Raw genomic sequence first — 18153 nt, 5'->3', positions numbered from 1 at the left:
ACGCACAAGACTGCCCACATCAGTGGGCAGCCTCCAATCATTTTTTACCCAATAGCGCTGCGATATGTAGTGCATTATCTTCGATTTTACTTTTCAAATAAGGGTCTGTGTTCTCAGGCAATTCCGTCGGCTTGTAAAACTTTGCTTCTAGAACTTCCACTCCATCGGGCTTCAGCTCGCCTTCAAACTCCGTGCAAATATAACCAATGACCACATTATAATATTCATGTCCGTTTCTTAATTTCGTATATAACTCTTTCCCCGAAAAGACGCCGTATAGCTCAAGTTTCTTGATCTGTATTCCAATTTCTTCTTTGACCTCTCGTCTCGCCGACTCTTCCACCGATTCGCCCAACTCCATAAATCCACCCGGTACTCCCCAGGTATGATCCACATGTCGAACCAACAAAATTTTACCCGATTTATTCAAAATCAAAATACTCGGTCTCACCAGAATAACCGGTGCATTGCCAACCATTTCTCGAAGCGATTCAATATAGCCCATAGCTAACCCTCCTATACTAAGTCATGACCCTCATTATAGAAGTTCAATTAATTTCCATATAGAGAAAGAATATTCAGCTTTATTTCCTATTTTAGAGCCTGTGCTTTGATGAAAAAACAGCAAAAAAAAAAACCGCTCGCACCTCAGTGTGCAAACGGGCATTTCATTGGTGAATTCTCAGGCTGGGGCTGATGATCCCCCTCAGGTTGTTGTTTTCCCCCGTCCATCCGTTCAGCTTCCGTTTTCTCTGTATCCAGTGTGTAGGAATGATCTCCATAGAAAAAGTTAGGCTTCACAATCTCATTGCGATAGGAACTGTGGAAAATATGCGTCGTTGCCGGAGACACCGGCGGAATCAGCCAGACCCAATCACCTGTCAGTTCACGCCCGGCCTTCTCTTCTCGCTGCTCAAACAGAGCAAATTGCGCTGCCGCCGTGTGATGATCCACAATGCTGACGCCTGCCTTCTTGAACGAATGAAGCACAGCTACATTCAGCTCTACCAGAGCCCGATCCTTCCAAAGTGTCGTTTCACTCGACGTATTCAGACCAAGTGCTGCCGCTACCGCTGGTAGTTTATTATACCGAAACGTATCCGCCAGATTGCGTGCGCCAATCTCAGTCCCCATATACCAGCCGTTGAATGGTGCTGCCGGATAGGATATGCCACCAATCTCCAGCCGCATATCGGCAATCATCGGCACACCGTACCAGCGCATGCCCAGTTCGGCAATTTCTGGACGTTCCGGATGTTCAATCCTCACTTCCACGATGTCTTCCTCGGGCACAGGATACCACTCGGGAGCTTGTCCCTGAGCCTGGATAATCAATGGAAGCACATCATAAGGCGTACCTTCCCCCTGCCAGCCAAGCGACATTGCTGTCTTCGTGAGCTCAACGGATGCAGGGTCACCTACAATGCCTTCCGTCGTCTCATATCCGGCATAACGGATCAACTGGTGATTCCAGATTCGCACGGGGGCTCCATTCGGTCCATCAGGTGGAAGGATCGTAATCATGGGAATAATCTTCCCTTTGTTGGAGGCCGCTCTGATGTGCGTCATCACAGCATCCGCTGCCGTTCCAACCGTATCTGCATGACGTGCATCAACGATGCGCAGTTTATCCCAGAATAGCCGCCCGATGCAGCGATTGCTGTTCCGCCATGCCATTTTACAGCCATGCTCCAATTCATCCGCAGTATGCACATATGTGCCTGTGTGCTCAATCTCGTTCAAAACGGCAACAAGCCGGGCCTGCGCGTCTTCACGCGAATGGCCCAGCTCTTCATAACATCTATATATAAACCGTTCAGCTTCTTCCCGCAGTTCATCCAGGTCTGTCCGCATTATTCACTCCACCAATCTATACATCTTGAATGCCATCATTATACGGCAAGCACACCGGATTTGTAAGCGAACGGGCACTTTGTTCACGGACTCTACATATCGTTTGTTCAGGATGCATGCTAACTTAGCTTATTTGCCCAGAAATGCGTTTAACATCCAGACCTCTTTATCCAAGGCAGCGGTGAATCCAATCAGCATATCTTCAGTCGCATGATCCTCAGCTTCGCCTGCTGCTTGAATACCCTGGTTAATAACACCCACCATCGCTTGCAGATCAGCAACTACGGTTTCTACCATTTTTTCAGCCGACAACTGTCCCTGTGCTTCCTCAACAGGTGACAACCGCAGTTGTTCAGCCATCGTTGCGACCGGACGTCCACCAATGGCCAACAGACGTTCTGCGGCTTCGTCCATATTCGCCGTAGCCAAGTTATACAACTCTTCGAATTTGGCATGCAGTGTGAAGAAATGAGGACCTTTCACATACCAGTGGAAGTGGTGCAGTTTGGTGTACAGTACAGACCAACCTGCGATCTGGCGGTTCAGGACCTCTTGAAGTTCAGTGGCATGGTTTGCAAAAGTATTGTTTCTAGTTTGGATTGTGCTCATGGAATTTATCCCCTCTCGAATACGATATAGTTTTGATTTTGATAACGTAATTTAACTTGCTTCCGTTTTTTTAATTTAGACTTAATCTAAATCTTGTTTTAATTATAACACTGCCCTTATCCTTTGTGAAGGCTTTAGCCTACTCTTTCGAATGAAGATTCCATGAAGCTACGCTTCATATTTGGCTTGGGTAGGAAGACCCTTTTAAGCACCTTTACACACAGTATCTATACCTCGATTTTCACCGATGTACAATAACAATCCTCACGTCGTATATAACAAAAAACAGCCCTAATCCTCATGGAGGGTCAGGACTGCACCAACGCACATAGCGTACGCTTTATTGTTGAATCAACTCGGATGTAAGGATACGGCTTACCTCTTCATAACTGCGCGCTACATGATGTGGCTGATGCTCTGATTCTGGCAAAGCACCACGATGGTTGAACCAGATCACTTTCCATCCGGCATCCACTGCACCGACAACATCATTGCGCCAGGAATCGCCGATGTAATAACTGGAACCGGAATCCGATCCCGTCTGCCCGCTTACATGCTCAAACAATCTGCGATCCGGCTTGGCGTAACCAAGGGTACCCGATATGAAAATGCGTTCCTCGGGAATAAGACTGAGTACATCCAGCGCTTCGAGCTTCCGCTGCTGATGTTTTCCTTCTCCATTGGTAATTAATCCCACCACATGCCCTTCTGCAAGAAGTCTTCGGATAAGTTCATATGCTCCATCAAAGGGCTGAATCTGAAACTGTCTACTCAAATACTGTGCTTGCAGTTCTTCAGCCTGCCCCGGTTGTAGCGGATGTCCAAACTCCGCCATGGTCAGCTCAAATCTGCGATGTCGCATCCGTTCCACCGCTTCCGGTTCGGGTACAGCAGACAAGTCTTCTTGGGCAGACAGCCAGTCGCTATAATAACGGAAGCGATGGTATGCCTGATCATACGGAAAATCATCTGATAAACCAAGAACCTCCTGTAGTGCTCCTTTCAACGGTTGCAAGTGGTCATACAGGGTATCGTCTACATCGAAAAAGATGGCTTTTGTTTTATTTAATTTTTTCATAAATGCTACTTATCCTCCTGGCGTTGGCTCCGAACATTCTCTTCTTACTATATATGTATTCATTTGCTTCGTCCAAATAATGAATCACTTCCAATTCCTCTCTGTTTGATCCTGCACAAAAAAAACACCCCGTCTCACAACATGATGATAGTGAGATGGGGTGTCACCAATTTTTTAATTTAACATTAATTCACGATCAACAATCTAATTGGAGATACATCACAAAATGTGTGTATTCGAATTAAAGTATCAACGGAACAACCTTGCCTGCATTCACATCAATCAGGCCGTGATCGGTAATTTTCAGAGCCGGACTTACCGCAAGGGAGTGGGTACTGATGGACATGATCGGGTTATAGTGCACGTAACCAAGAGACAACATCGCTGCACGGAGCTCTTTTACTTGGTGTGACACCACCGCCAGCGGTTCCTCCGTCAATATACCACCAACAGGAAGTTCGAGATGGGACAACACTTTCCCGTCTTCCACCACACAGAACCCACCCTGGCTCGAAATTACCGTGTTAGCCGCCAAGATCATATCTTCACGATTGCGCCCTACGACCAATAGGTTGTGGTTATCATGTGAATATGTTGTTGCAATGGCACCACGCTTGATCGAGTCTCCACCAATCAAACCATGTGCTCGGTTACCGTTCACTCCATAACGTTCAAAGGTCGCAATCTGTCCATATTCGCTCTCTTCCCAGAGCAGTTCACCATTCGCAGCCTGAACCTGCGCAATATGCTCTTCCACAAAGGTTGAACCATCCTTAACCATCATAACCCGGCAGTTGTTTAAACCATTTTCAGATAACTGCGCGTCTGAGTCAGATGCTTCACTTTGCCCATTCACCTTTGGATCAGACAAACGGATTGCAAAATCCTCGGCTCCCAGCAGATCCAACTGCACGCTCTTGTAAAAGTGAGGTGGGAACTGTCCACTAATTCGGTCCTGCTTGTACGGTTCGTAGTCGTCATAAGCTTTACGGCCATTTTTGTATACCTGCTCTACTGCAAGTGTATCTAAGTTGGACAGCAGCACATAGTCCGCCACTTTGCCTGGGGCAATGCTACCGCGATCGGTCATTTTCATCCGGGATGCAGGGGTTGAGGTTGCAGCGTAAATCGCATCTTCCGGGCGCATACCCATCCGAATGGCCTTACGCACGATATGATCCAGATGTCCCCGTTCCACCAGCGAATCCGGCATAACATCGTCCGTTACGAAGCAGAAATGCTGAGCGACATCATGCTGAATCAGATATTCCATAACTTCAGGCGTCATCGATTTTTCCTGGATTTCAATGAACATACCTGCCGCAATTCGAGCCTGCAAGCCTTCAATACTCTGATGCGTATGATCGGAATCGATGCCCGCATAGATCAGTCGGTGCAGATCCAGCCCAAGCAATTTCGGTGTATGACCTTCGATCACAAGATCTGGATAGTTTTTGCGAATATGCTGAAGAATCTGATTGGTCTTGCATTCCGGATCACGGATGACGTCCACATAGTTCATGATCTCACCGAGACAGATGATCTCTCCAGTAGCGAGCAGCACATCCATGTCTTCGATTTCGATTGAACCACCTGTTGTTTCCATCGGTGTCGCTGGAACGGAGCTTGGGATAGCGTAGAACATGTCTACCGTTGTCTCGCGACTGGCCGACATCATCTCCTGCACACCTTCCAGCCCAAACACGTTCGCCATCTCATGCGGTTCCGCCACAATGGACGTTACTCCGCAGCGGATCAGGCCATGGGAAAAGGTTGTCGGTGTCACCATCGTACTCTCAATGTGCAGATGAATATCAATAAGGCCCGGAATCATGTAACGTCCGCGTGCATCAATCACTTCATCAGCTTCAATCATCTCCGGGCCGCCTGGACCAACATACATAAATCTACCGTCCAGTACAGCCACGTTGTTTATTTCGAATCGTTTATAATAACTGTTATACACATGTACATTCTTAATTAGTTGATCTGCACGCATGGGGCATAATCTCCTTCTTCATGAGCATCTTACAGCGATCCAGAGCAGCAGCTACAACTAGCTATATTGCTCTGGATTCAGCTGATAAATGCCTCTTTTGCTGCTTCTGCTTCCTGCTGCTATTCCACAAGAACAAGTTTATCCTGCGGGAAAATCAGATTAACCCGCTGTCCGCTGAGATAAGGTGTCTCCATCTCCTGATTGGCTGTGAAGTCGCCAAGTTCTGTCTCAATGACGTACTGATAACTGCGTCCAAGGTACGTGCTTACTTTGATAATCCCTGGCAAAGCATTTGCCATGTCCCCGGAGGTATCTCCACTAACCATCAGATCATCCGGGCGAATCGCACCTTTGCGTGCACCGGGACGTGCTGTTCCGGGATGCGCTGTTGCCGTGAACAAACGACCACCCGCTTTCAGCGTGATCACCTCTCCTGCATCACTGCGCTCTGCGAATTCAATAAAATTGTGGAAGCCGATAAATTGGGCTACAAATTCCGTGGCCGGGTATTTAAAAATGGTTTCCGGACGGTCGAGCTGCTCGACAACGCCTTTGTTCATAATCGCTACCTGATCCGAAATGGAGAAGCACTCCTCCTGATCATGAGAGACATAAAGTGTCGTAATGCCCAGTTCCTGCTGAATCCGGCGGATCTCCACCCGCATATTCAGCCGCAGGTTGGCATCCAGGTTACTGAGTGGTTCATCGAACAACAGCAAATCCGGTTCAATGACGAGTGCGCGGGCAATCGCCACACGCTGACGCTGTCCACCGGAAAGTTCCTGCGGGAAGCGTTTCTCGAAGCCGTTCAGGTTCACCACTTCAAGGATGCGCATTACGCGTGAAGAAATATCCTTATCTTTTACCTTGCGCATCCGCAGGCCGAAGGCCACGTTGTCATAGACAGACAGATGCGGGAACAGCGCATAACTCTGAAATACAAATCCGAAATTCCGCTTGTTTACCGGAACCTTCGTGTAATCCTTGCCGCCGAACATAAACTTGCCCTGTGTTGCTTCCAGGAATCCGGCGATGAGGCGCAGCGTAGTTGTTTTGCCGCAACCGCTCGGTCCGAGCAGGGAGAGCAGCTTACCTTTTTCCAGCTCCAATTGAAAATCCTTCAGGATCGTCTGGTTATCGTAAGCCACCGATACGCGATCCAATGTCAGCAATGCCATAGCGTTCTGCGCCTCCAATTAACGTTTAGTAAAGTATGAGAATCCGCCCATGATCCGTTCGATCACGAACATTAAAAGTCCAGTCAATACCATCAAAAGCACGGAAATGGCTGCAATGGTTGGGTCAAAATAATTTTCTACATAGGTCAGCATCTGAATTGGCAATGTGCTTACCCCTGGTCCGGTCATAAACACGGAAATGTCCACGTTGTTGAACGACTCCAGAAAGGCAATCAGCACCGCCGCGAGAATCCCTGAGCGAATGTTAGGCAGCACGATCTGGAAGAACGTTCTAACCCGTCCTGCGCCGAGACTCAGGGCTGCTTCTTCTACCGCAAAGTCAAAGCTCGACAGACTCGATGCGATAACGCGAATGATAAATGGAAGCATAATAATCGTGTGACCGATTAGCAGACCTAGATACATCGGCAAATGATAGATCACGATCAGGTATTTCATCAATGTAAAACCAAGCACGATTCCCGGAATGAGTACCGGAGACAGGAACAATGCATTCAGCACCGACTTGCCTTTGAAATCATAACGACTAAGTGCGTACGCAGCCGGAACCCCGAGCAACAGCGCCAACAAGTTTCCCAGTAGGGAAATGATGATGGACGTCTGGAACGTGCGGAGGAAACCGCCTGTGTTGAAAATATTCTCGTACCAGCGGAGGGAGAAGCCCTCCGGCGGAAATTTGAGTACCGTCCCCGGTTCAAACGAAGTCACCGAGATGATCAGAAGCGGGCCCAGCAGAAAGATAAAGACCAGCAGACTGAACAGGCCCAGCCCGATATGTTTCTCCCGCATATGTCTACCCCTTCGGATTTAAAGTTTTGGCCATTTTGTTCATGACACCGACCACGACAAACGTAATGACAATCATAATCGCAGCAACGACTGAGGCCAGATACCAGTCGTTCAGGGTCATGGCGTTCTGATAGAGGAACGTCGCAATTACGCGCTGTTTGCCTCCCAATAGTGCAGGCGTCGTATAAGCCGTCAGGCTTCCGACAAAAACAAGTACGGCTCCGATCACAAGCCCTGGCACAGCCAGCGGGAACACCACCCGGCGGAATGCCGTAAAGCGGGATGCACCGAGGCTCTGCGCTGCCTTAAGCAGATCACCATCGATGTTCTCAAGCACACCGACCAGGGAAATGATCATGAGCGGCAGGAACAGATGGGTCAAACCAATCATCATGGCTGCCGGCGTATACAGAATATCCAGCGGCTTGTCCACGATACCAAGCCCAACGAGGGCGTTGTTGATCAGCCCTTTGCGTCCGAGAATAATCATCCAGCTAAACGAGCGCACAACCGGGCTCGTCAGCAGCGGGAAGATGGCCAGCGCGAGCAAAATGCCTTTGCGGCGCGGCGCTTTCCGTGAAATATAATAAGCTGTCGGGAATCCGAGCACCACGCAGACGATGGTGGTGACCACGCTGACCTGCAGCGTCGTAAGCAATATTTTCAAAAAGTAAGGGTCTCTGAAAAAATGCATGTATCCTTCAAACGTGAAGGAGTTTTCCTGAAAAAACGTCGATCCGATCGTCAGGACAATCGGAATGATCATAAATGCCGCCAAAAACACAAATCCCGGCAGCAATAGCCAGTATACTGATTTCTTCATCGCGGTACTCCTGACTTATAAAATGGTTTTATTCACACGTTTCATTGGAGCACATTTCAAAATAAATGCTACACGTTAGTCGCACCAGCCGTTACGGTTACGAATCGTTCTTTCGATCGCTGTTATCCTTGGATTTTCTTGATCTCCTTCTGTTTAGAAGGAAAAATCCAAGGATAAAGGCGAACGCTTCGCTTCTACAGAATCGATTTCGTCCCCTCCACTACCAGCGAAATACGTAAGGATTGATTTTTAGACTGTACCCCAATGCCGTGAAGATCATGGCTACGCATTTAATGCGTTAATAAACAGTTCAAGGAATGCTTCGGCATCTACCGTTTCGCATACCAATGTGTTGGGTTGTTCGCCCAAACGGTTTTGGAAGTCACATACCATCTGACCATCACACAGGCGGCTGGCCGTCTCTACATCGACGTAATACGATTTGCGTCCAACCAGTTCCGGGGCAAGAGCGACGCCAACGGCCAATGGATCATGCAGGGCACAGGCGCGTATGCCGTTCATTTCTTCATACCGCTTGATGTAAATCTCTGTGCTCTGTGCCACGTAATCGCGCAATACTGGATCAGTCAATCGTCCGATGGCTTCTTCATTCAGCAGCGTTTGGCGGGTAACATCCAAGCCCACCTGCGTAAGCTTCTCGAAACCTGCATGTAATACAATGCGTGCGGCTTCGGGATCAGCGTACGTGTTGTACTCCGCAGTAGGTGTAATGTTGCCATGCCCACGAACGACACCACCCATGAAGATGACTTCCTTCAATAATGTAGGTAGTTCAGGACACTTCATTAAAGCCAGAGCCAGATTCGTTAACGGCGCAGTCATGATCAGTGTTAGTTCGCCTGGGTGCAACTTCGCTTGTTCAACGATAAATTCAGGGGCAAAACCTTCATCCGCCTGCTTGGACACGGCCGGATCAGGCAGCGCACCACCCAATCCGTCTTGTCCATGTACCCGGTGCTCATAGTGAGACTTGCGTGTGAGTGGCCCAGCCGCTCCGGCAATGACCGGAATGGAGGGTGCTCCCACCAGCTCGAGAATTTTGCAAGTATTATCCGTTGCCTGCTGAAGCGATACGTTCCCGCAGACCGTGGTAATCCCGAGAATGTCCAGCTTCCGAATCTTGACGGCCAGCAAGATCGCCAGCGCGTCATCAATACCGGTATCCACATCCAGAATGATGCGATTCCCTGTTTCACTCATACATTCCCAACTCCTCTGCCGTTAAATGATTGCTTGCTGCAAATTTTTGTTTGTCGAGTACAATCATACCTGTCTCTAAACCTTATCGTTCTAACGATAATTAAGCTTATTGTGCAATCTCGCGGTTCCAACGATCTGTCCATGCTTTAGCCTGTTGATTCACAAATTCCATATCCAGCTTGTTCAGCTTGCCGACTACGTCAGCACCATACGTTACGCCTTCTGCTTCTTCGGCATTCAATTCAACCTTCGTATTTACCGGGGAATCCACTTTAGCTTTGGCAGATTTGCTTTGTACATCCTGGCTGAGCTGCCAGTTGATGAATTCTTCGGCGAGTTCTTTGTTCTTGCTGCCTTTCACGACATTGATCGTATTCATAACGGCATACGCACCTTCGCTAGGTGTAACAAACTTCGCATTTGGCACTGCCGCTTTCAAATCTTTGAAGTACATTTCCATAATCGGTCCGCCAGCAATCTCTTCCTGGGAGAACATATTCACGAATTCGGAAGTTTGCGTGTAAAATTTAACAACGTTGCTGCTTAATTTTTTCAGTTCCGCAAATGCGGCATCTTCATTAAACGTTTCGTTACCGGCTACACGGGAAGCTGCATCCAATACCATTGGGCCTGCGGTTGCCGTAATGTTCGGAATGGTCAAGTTATTGGCAAAAGCCGGGTCCCACAGATCTGCCCATGAAGTGACTTCTTTGTTAACGAGGTCCGGGTTATAAGCGATTCCGAGCTGGCCAACCGTGTAGGCCGGGCCATAATCTTCACCAAGTGGTGCTTTGGCAATATCATAAATGTCATTTACATTTGGAATTTTGGAACGGTCGATTTTCTCAAACAGACCTTCATCGATACCTTGTTGTGCATAGTAATCGGACAAATAGATCACATCAACATTGGATGTACCTTGGCGGATTTTGTTCAGACGCTCAGCGTTGTTACCCACTTCAAGCACAATGTCTACATTATGTTCTTTTTCAAATGGACCAAATACTTCTTCATTAAAGAAATCTTCCGAGAATCCCCAAGTAGAGACGACCAGTTTGGTTGGCGCTGTGCCTCCGCTGCCTGATCCGCCTGTTGCGCTCTCTGTACTGCTACCGCATCCTGCAAGTAATACCGATGTCATTGCCACTGCCGCCAAACCGCTAATCCACTTTTTCATCATGATCCTGATTCCCCCTGATATGTGTGATATTACAACCCAAACCATTAAGTTGAACTAGCTTGATATTCTCAACTAAAAATTTTACACAATAACGTAGAGGACAGAAGAAACCTGAAGTAGCGGAGCTAAAAGCTTTCTGAAAGAAAGCTGCATCGAAAGCATACGCTTCGCCTTTATTCCCGGATTTCACCTTTTCTAAATACAATCAAAGAAATCTGGGATTAACAGCGATCGGAAGGTTGTTCTGTCATCGGAGTGCCAGTGTGAATATTTGTTAGTTGGGCTCATATAGTTCAACTTAAAAAAACAAAAAGAAAAGCATTCTTGTATAAACAAGAACACTTTTCTTCGTAAACAAAGGAAAGCGACACCCGCTGCCGGTACATCATCGGTTTCTGCTTCAGAATCAATCCGAAGTCAGACGCCATCATATGAAATTGTTCGGAATCAGAATGATGAATTAGAATCGTTCGCAACACATGCATCGAACCTGTCGATCCATCCTATGCTTGTTCCAATATCACATTCGTAATGGCCCACTGCGTGGACGCATCGTAATCCCGTAATACAGCTTCGATTGGCAAACCCATGTGCTGCTCCAACTTCTCCCTGAATTTCTTCTTATACAAGACAGACATGCGGAAGTCCACTTCCAGCTTCAAGCCAGGGGCCTCCCCTTCCAGGGCGTCAGAGCGCGGTGAACGTCGGTGCTTCGCGTAGAAGGTCACAATGTTCTGATCAATGGTCACTCTCAGGAGAGTGGTGCCAAAGCCGAACAGTTCCTTCGAAATTTCGTTATAATACTGGCACATCTTCTTCTTGCTCTCATTGCTGTCCAGCAGTTCCATGAACTCACCCACATCATTTACTACCGTACGTTCGACGTGTTAACACGATTGATTATACATATATCTACGATTTTAGGCAACCCAAAAGATATAGTTAACATGCAAATAACACATAAAAGCGAACGATAGGTTTAAACTAGCGAAAACAATTCGTAAATGTTCACCGTAAGCGTGCTTGGAGATAACTGCACCCCTTTTCTCTATTATTGTTGCTTAATAACCCACTTTTGATACTCATTCTCTTGACGATACTCATCCATTACCAGCTCAGCCCCATCCTCGGATATGCCAAGTGCTTTCCCGTTATGAGAACTTGTAATGCGCATCGTCCCGTCCTCATTCTTTGAAATGTTCCAGCGTTGATTCGCATAACCAAGATACGAATAGAGCTGAATACGATTCTGTCCTACATCCCAATCAAGAGACATTCCGCTCAAGGTTCGAATGGAGTAAGAGCCGGAATCATCGCCTGTCGGTACAAGTACCCATCTGAAGCCTTCACTTGCATTCTCTGTCTCCTCAGCAACCTTTATCACTTCTCCTGCTTCAGATGGAACAGCCTGCACCGTAACGGGACGTCCTGCGTTATAAATCATCACCTGCTCCAATTCTGCTTTCTTCCTATGGATTGCATTCACATTCTGGAAGGACGCATTCCCACCGAACACATGAAGTCCAAAATGTCCTTCGGCAAACGTTCCATCCTGAAGATCCAGGACTCGCTCACCGTCTACATCAACCTGGATTCGAGGACCGTTCGCCTGAATCTGGATGTGATACGTATGATCTTTACGAACGAATCTCGGGATTTGAGCAAGTACCTGTCGATTTTCGATTTTTCCATCCACTTTATAAAATAGCCGGATGGACTTCAGGTTCGGGTCCATATTCAAATAGTAGCCGCTTCGTCCATCCTCACTTGCACGGAATACAATAGAACCTGCTCCCCCCTGTGCTCCCAGCGTCAGATCAGCATCATATTGAAAATCCCCTGCCGTTTCCTGTGCGATATATTGTGTATCTCCACTATAGTTGCCCTGTATGCCTTGTTTGGAAATAAGCCATTGGGCCGATGACTTATCCGACTTCCAGCCGGACAAGTTGGTATGGAATATGCCACTGGATACCGTTATCGGTATTTGGGCAGAAGCTTTGCCGTCTGCCGTTGATACCGTTACTACTGCTTCGCCTCCACCCACAGCTCGAACCGTCGCTTTCGTTTTATCAGAATGAACGATTTGCACCACTTTAGGATTGCTTACCTTCCATTTCAACGTTTGAGTGGCACCTTTTCCGGGTCTGCCTTCCACCGTGGCGTACAGCGTTTGTGTCTGCCCAACATTCGCCGTTCTTCTTTGTATATCTGCAATAACCTGAGCCTTGGAGGAAGTGCTCTTTCTCCAGATGTTATCTAAGGCGTACACCTTCATGGAGCTCACCTTCACTTCCCCACCCAGGCTATAGAAAGCCATTGCCCTTCCCGCCGGATCTGGAAAAATGACATCTGAGAAGGCAACCTTGCCATCATTACCAAAGACCTCTATAGAGGATTCATCGACGAATATACGTAACTTCACCTTTCGATTTTCAGGTTGTAACGGGGCCTCGTGTACCTTGGTGAATAAGTCGGAGAAGCTTACGTCCCCCGAAGCGGTGCGATCCACGAACATGTTCTGCGTATTTACTCTGTATCCTACGGTGGTCTTCTGCCCTTCTCTTTGACGCAGTTGAAAGCCAAACTCGGTTACAGAGCTGTTAGCCGGAATTTCCACTTCAGCTTCAATCTCATATGCCCCTGCCGTTAGCCCATCAAGCGGATTTTTTGTTTTTGGGCCAACGATCATTTGTTGTGCACTATACAGGTTATGCCGCAGTGTCTGGAGTTCAGTGATTGGTGTTTGTACCAAACGTACTCCTTCATCCGTGGTTCGAAGAGAGATTTCTCTTGGTATGGTCAGTTGCCCTTTCCATGAGGAAGTTGGGAATTCAAACGGATAATCCCAGTTCGTCATCCATGCCAGCATGATTTTCCGCTGGTCCTGCATATTCGCAAAGGACATCGATGCGTAGAACTCCTTACCGAAGTCCGTTCTCAACACTTGCCCCGACGGATGATCGTTCAGGAATTTCCCATCAGCTGTTAGCTGGCCTACAAAATATTCCGCATCTGATCCCTGAGTTTTCGGATTGGCCCCTGTACTGATCATTAGCACCCACTTACGTTGCCCCGTTCCATCTACAGGCAGCTGAATCAGATCGGGACACTCCCACACACCACCTCGAACATAATCGCCATATCCGAAGTTATCGGTTAAGGTCCAATCGAGCAGATTGGTTGAAGTAAAGAACCGGATGTGATCCCCGCCGGACACCACCATCACCCAACGGTTGTGATCTTCATCCCGGACGACCTTCGGATCACGGAAATCCCAGCTTCCCGGATCATCACCATTCTTGCCCGGATTCTCAATGACAATCGGACGATCTTTGGCGTATTGCCAATTCCGGCCTTGATCAGTACTATAGGCGAGGCCGATACGCTGATTGCCACCAGGTTTATCTGGATGATAGGAAGTGTAGTACGCAATCAGACCTTTTCCGCCCGAATCCGTGAACAGACCGGAGGCATTATTCAGATCAGCAATTGCTGATCCCGACCATACATGGCCCTGATCATTCCAAGGTAACGCAATAGGTAAACGCTTCCAATTTACCAGATCAGAACTGACGGCATGAGCCCAGGTGCCTCCATCCTGATGAAACAGATGATATTCTCCTTCGTAATAGACCAGCCCGTTTGGATCACTTGCCGATCCTCGAATCGGAGAATAATGGTACTGGGGACGATAGTTTTCTTTATAGTACACCGACTCTTCCGTTACATAGATATCCTGAAAATAAGCGATGCCTTGTTGCACGACAAGTCCAGCATTTCCATTAGCGTAGCTTTTATCTGTTACCTCAACAGCCGCAGGCGTGTACCCATCTACATAGATTTGAATCAAGCTGCCCGAGGCTATAACTTCGATGTGATGCCTCGCTCCCGGTTGGCTTGGAACCTTGCTATTCGAGCTGGCGAGCACGGTACCGTCCGCTTTTCGAAGTTGCACCCGAACTTCTTCTCCTTCCCGAATCAGGGCTGCTTCATATCCCTTCGTTCCATCTGCATTTGCCCTGAATAGCAGCGCTGCTGAGGTACTCGCATTGGCAAGAGATATATTTCCTTCATATACAAAATCAGATGTCGCTTTCTCGTAAATGACCCTTCCTTTCCCCTGCGCGTTTGCTTTCCCTTTATATCCTTTCAAATCCGGCTGCCATTCACCTACGCTGCTAATCGTTTTGCCGATATTGCCATTCATTGTACTAACCTGCACATTCTGGAACAAAGCCGACCCATCCCATACATGGAGCCCCAGATTCCCTGACGAGTAGGCACTGTCTTTCACATCAATCACCGGGTCATACCGATTATCCCAATATACCTGAAGGCTTTCTCCGTCCGCCTTCACTTTCAGATGATAGATACTCCCAGATTCCAGGTTTTCTTTATGTTCTACATTTAACGTTCCCGGCTGTCCACTGGCATCTCTTAGACGTATTACACCAGCCTGAGGAACCACTTGCAGCATATATGAAGACCAACCTGTATCATTGGATCGAAAAACAAGACTTGTATCCGCTTTCATATTCTGAATCATCAAATCAGCTTCAAAGATAAAATTATCGGCTCGTGTAGCCGATATGGCCATCACATTCTCCCCGGCGTCCGAAGTCAGACGAAGTCCATCATCCGTATCTTCCAGATTGCCTCTACCTTGCAATGTCCAATCTGACAAATTCGTTATTGCCTTAGACACTTTGGTTAACATTTGAACCACCTCCCCCTGTTTTGCTGATTCCTTGGAGGTCTGTTCTATCCTTTGCGAGGCAGTTGTCTCCATAACAGATGTTGTGAAATAGGCTCCAGCAGCAGAAGATCCAAGGACACATGATAATAGAACACAACCAATGGAACGGAAGATGATTTTCATGAGCATTCCCTCTTTTCATATAGTAGATGAGACAAAAATCCCACAAAGGGCGGCGCAGTCTCTTAGATAAGTGAACCTGCATCCGCCCCTTCTGGGACGTCCATACATATCAAACGCTATGAAACATATGTTTCATGCTGCAATGCTTCTAAACCCAATGCGAGGGCACCGCATAGTCCTGCGTGCTGGCCCAATCCAGGCTGGACAATATATTGGTCAATATGTTGCGTTATTGGGGCTGCATTCACATAACCATTCAGATTCCGTACAACCTGATGCCGGATCATGGGAAACAGATGACTTTGCTGCATCACCCCTCCGCCCAAGATGACCTTTTGAGGGGAGTGAAGCAGAATGCCCGTTGTGATGGACTCCGCAATGTAAAAGGATTCGATCTCCCAGGCCGGGTGGTCTGCCGGCAGTTCGCTGCCAGGGCTCTGCCAGCGGGCTTGAATGGCTGGCCCCGCAGCCATTCCCTCCAGGCAATCGCCATGATACGGACATAATCCGGCAAAATGATCCTCCGGGTGCCGTCTCGTCCGGATGTGTCCACCTTCCGGGTGCAGCATTCCATGCACACGTTTACCTCCCGCCACAAGCCCAATCCCAACACCTGTGCCAATCGTATAATACACACAATTGTCCAGTCCCTTTGCTGCTCCCCAAGTGACTTCTCCAAGGGCCGCTGCATTCACATCCGTATCCCATCCGAAGGGAATCGGGAATTCACGCTTCAATGACCCAATAACATTACAGTTTTCCCACCCTGGCTTGGGCGTTGTCGTAATGTAACCATAGGTGGGGCTATCCGGTTGCAGATCAATCGGACCAAAGGAGCCGATCCCGATCGCCACCACTCCTTTGTCCCTGAAATAGTCGATCACCTTCGCCAGTGTGGTCTCGGGATGTTCCGTTGGAAAGCTGCACCAATCTTCAATTTCCCCTCGTTCGTTACCTACACCACATACAAACTTCGTTCCACCGGCTTCTATTGCTCCTATACGCATCTTACTGTCCCCCCCACGATCATTCTGACTGACCTTCAACTCGGATGGGGGATAGCTCGTAGATATGAAACGAAGCAAATACTAAATCCTTATTTTGGGACTGAACAGAGATTCCCTTGGAACCCGCATCCGGATAGATCAGATCGGTAATAACCGCTTGACCGTCATTGGCAAATACCTCTACAGATGAGTAATCCACATAAATACGCATATGTTGGTTGCTGTCCACTGCTTTTAATCCCGCTGCATGGCGGCCCAGGAAATGTTCATGGAAATCGCTAATACCCGATCGACTGCGATCAACATATACCTCATTCTGGCTAGCGTCCACGCCGATGAGCGTTTCGTTGCCTGCACCACTTCGTAATGCAAATTGAACAGATTGATCAGAAGCCCATTCCGCATATATCTCATAGTTTACAAGGCGCAAAGTATTCAACTGTTCACTCACTTGTCTAATAGAAGCATTCTGTAAGGACAGTACTGGGGTGCGGGCTTGCTCCAACTCGCGTGCAGGACGCTGAACCAGCAGGACTTCCCCGTCCCTTTTCTCCAATGTCAGCTCTCTCGCAATGGTCATCGCGCCGCGGTATGCTTCGGTTGGTGTCTGATTGGCATACATCCAGTTGCTCATCCAACCCATAAACAGGCGTCTGCCGTCTTCTGCCGGAATGTCAGACCAACTGACCCCTGCGTAGTTATCCCGACCATGATCAAGCCAGCGAACGGTATGGGAAGCTTCATCAGGAACAAATGTAATCCCATTAAAATCTCCGGTGAAGTATTGCGTTCTGGAGCCTTCCTTGAAGGCCGGATCTGCACCAATGCTGACAAGCATCACCCATTTCTCCTGGCTTGCATCCCCATCCACGGATAGAGGGAACAGATCAGGGCACTCCCAGACGCCATCATGCGAACCGATCCCGGCGCCGAATTCACTGCCCAATGTCCACTCCTTCAGATCGGGAGAATGGTACAGACATACCGTCTGACCACAAGCGATAATCATAATCCATTCCTTGGTCTGCTCATGCCAGAACACTTTGGGATCACGGAAATCCACGAATGACTCATGCTCCAGTACCGGATTGCCCTCGTATTTCATCCAAGTTCTGCCGCTATCCTTGCTATATGCGAGGCTCTGCCGCTGAATCGGATGATCGTTTGGCACCTCCTGATGATGGGTAAAAATAGCCACCAGTCCTGGCTCATCGTCAAAGAATCCAGACGTATTGTTCCAGTCCACCACGGCACTGCCAGAGAATATCATGCCATGTTCATCCGGCGCCAAAGCCACAGGAAGCTCTTCCCAGGTAACCAAATCCTTGGTCACCGCGTGTCCCCAATGCATCGGTCCCCATGTGGTGCCAAACGGATGATGCTGATAGAACAAGTGATACTCACCTTTGAAAAATACCATGCCGTTGGGGTCATTCATCCACTTCTCCTTGGGTGAGAAGTGATAGACGCCCCGGTAATCGGTTGTTGAAATGGTAGACATATTGGTTTCTC

At 48.1% G+C, this 18153-nt stretch carries 14 protein-coding genes; all 14 read right to left on the bottom strand.

Features of this window, described 5'->3' with window-relative positions; all coding sequences use genetic code 11:
* Positions 1–37: 37 nt before the first annotated feature.
* On the bottom strand, positions 38–505 hold the full coding sequence (locus HW560_RS07705; protein WP_090903379.1) for an NUDIX hydrolase: 468 nt from the start codon (positions 503–505) through the stop codon (positions 38–40).
* A 143-nt stretch (positions 506–648) separates the two neighbouring features.
* Complete coding sequence (locus tag HW560_RS07700; protein WP_090903377.1) at positions 649–1854, bottom strand: nitric oxide synthase oxygenase; 1206 nt, start codon at positions 1852–1854, stop codon at positions 649–651.
* A 129-nt stretch (positions 1855–1983) separates the two neighbouring features.
* Positions 1984–2463 carry a Dps family protein gene (locus tag HW560_RS07695; RefSeq protein WP_179262638.1) on the bottom strand — a complete coding sequence of 160 codons (480 nt, stop codon included), beginning with the start codon at positions 2461–2463 and terminating at the stop codon, positions 1984–1986.
* Between the two features lie 340 nt (positions 2464–2803).
* A complete protein-coding gene (locus HW560_RS07690) occupies positions 2804–3541 on the bottom strand; it encodes an HAD family hydrolase (RefSeq protein ID WP_179262635.1) in 738 nt (245 codons plus the stop codon).
* Between the two features lie 241 nt (positions 3542–3782).
* Positions 3783–5540 (bottom strand): adenine deaminase, encoded by a 1758-nt coding sequence (locus HW560_RS07685; RefSeq protein WP_179262633.1) that lies wholly within the window; start codon positions 5538–5540, stop codon positions 3783–3785.
* Positions 5541–5659: 119 nt separating this feature from the next.
* On the bottom strand, positions 5660–6718 hold the full coding sequence (locus tag HW560_RS07680; protein ID WP_063567191.1) for an ABC transporter ATP-binding protein: 1059 nt from the start codon (positions 6716–6718) through the stop codon (positions 5660–5662).
* Between the two features lie 18 nt (positions 6719–6736).
* The gene (locus tag HW560_RS07675; protein WP_024632851.1) at positions 6737–7528 is read right to left on the bottom strand and encodes an ABC transporter permease; all 792 of its coding nucleotides are present in this window, start codon (positions 7526–7528) and stop codon (positions 6737–6739) included.
* Between the two features lie 4 nt (positions 7529–7532).
* Positions 7533–8351, bottom strand: a complete 819-nt coding sequence (locus tag HW560_RS07670; RefSeq protein ID WP_090903370.1) for an ABC transporter permease — start codon at positions 8349–8351, stop codon at positions 7533–7535.
* Positions 8352–8633: 282 nt separating this feature from the next.
* A complete protein-coding gene (locus HW560_RS07665; RefSeq protein WP_179262631.1) occupies positions 8634–9572 on the bottom strand; it encodes a nucleoside hydrolase in 939 nt (312 codons plus the stop codon).
* A gap of 106 nt (positions 9573–9678) precedes the next feature.
* Positions 9679–10749 carry an ABC transporter substrate-binding protein gene (locus HW560_RS07660; protein WP_110000891.1) on the bottom strand — a complete coding sequence of 357 codons (1071 nt, stop codon included), beginning with the start codon at positions 10747–10749 and terminating at the stop codon, positions 9679–9681.
* A gap of 506 nt (positions 10750–11255) precedes the next feature.
* Complete coding sequence (locus HW560_RS07655) at positions 11256–11600, bottom strand: Na-translocating system protein MpsC family protein (protein ID WP_024632855.1); 345 nt, start codon at positions 11598–11600, stop codon at positions 11256–11258.
* 203 nt (positions 11601–11803) lie between these two features.
* Positions 11804–15472, bottom strand: coding sequence for a GH32 C-terminal domain-containing protein (locus HW560_RS07650; protein WP_257031803.1), 3669 nt, complete (start codon positions 15470–15472; stop codon positions 11804–11806).
* Positions 15473–15750: 278 nt separating this feature from the next.
* The gene (locus HW560_RS07645; protein ID WP_090903365.1) at positions 15751–16641 is read right to left on the bottom strand and encodes an ROK family protein; all 891 of its coding nucleotides are present in this window, start codon (positions 16639–16641) and stop codon (positions 15751–15753) included.
* Positions 16642–16660: 19 nt separating this feature from the next.
* Positions 16661–18142, bottom strand: a complete 1482-nt coding sequence (locus HW560_RS07640) for a glycoside hydrolase family 32 protein (protein WP_179262627.1) — start codon at positions 18140–18142, stop codon at positions 16661–16663.
* Positions 18143–18153: the final 11 nt, after the last annotated feature.

This window comes from Paenibacillus sp. E222, assembly GCF_013401555.1.
Taxonomy (GTDB): domain Bacteria; phylum Bacillota; class Bacilli; order Paenibacillales; family Paenibacillaceae; genus Paenibacillus.
The sequence above is the reverse complement of the archived record's forward strand: the minus strand, read 5'-3'. Positions and strand labels throughout refer to the sequence as shown.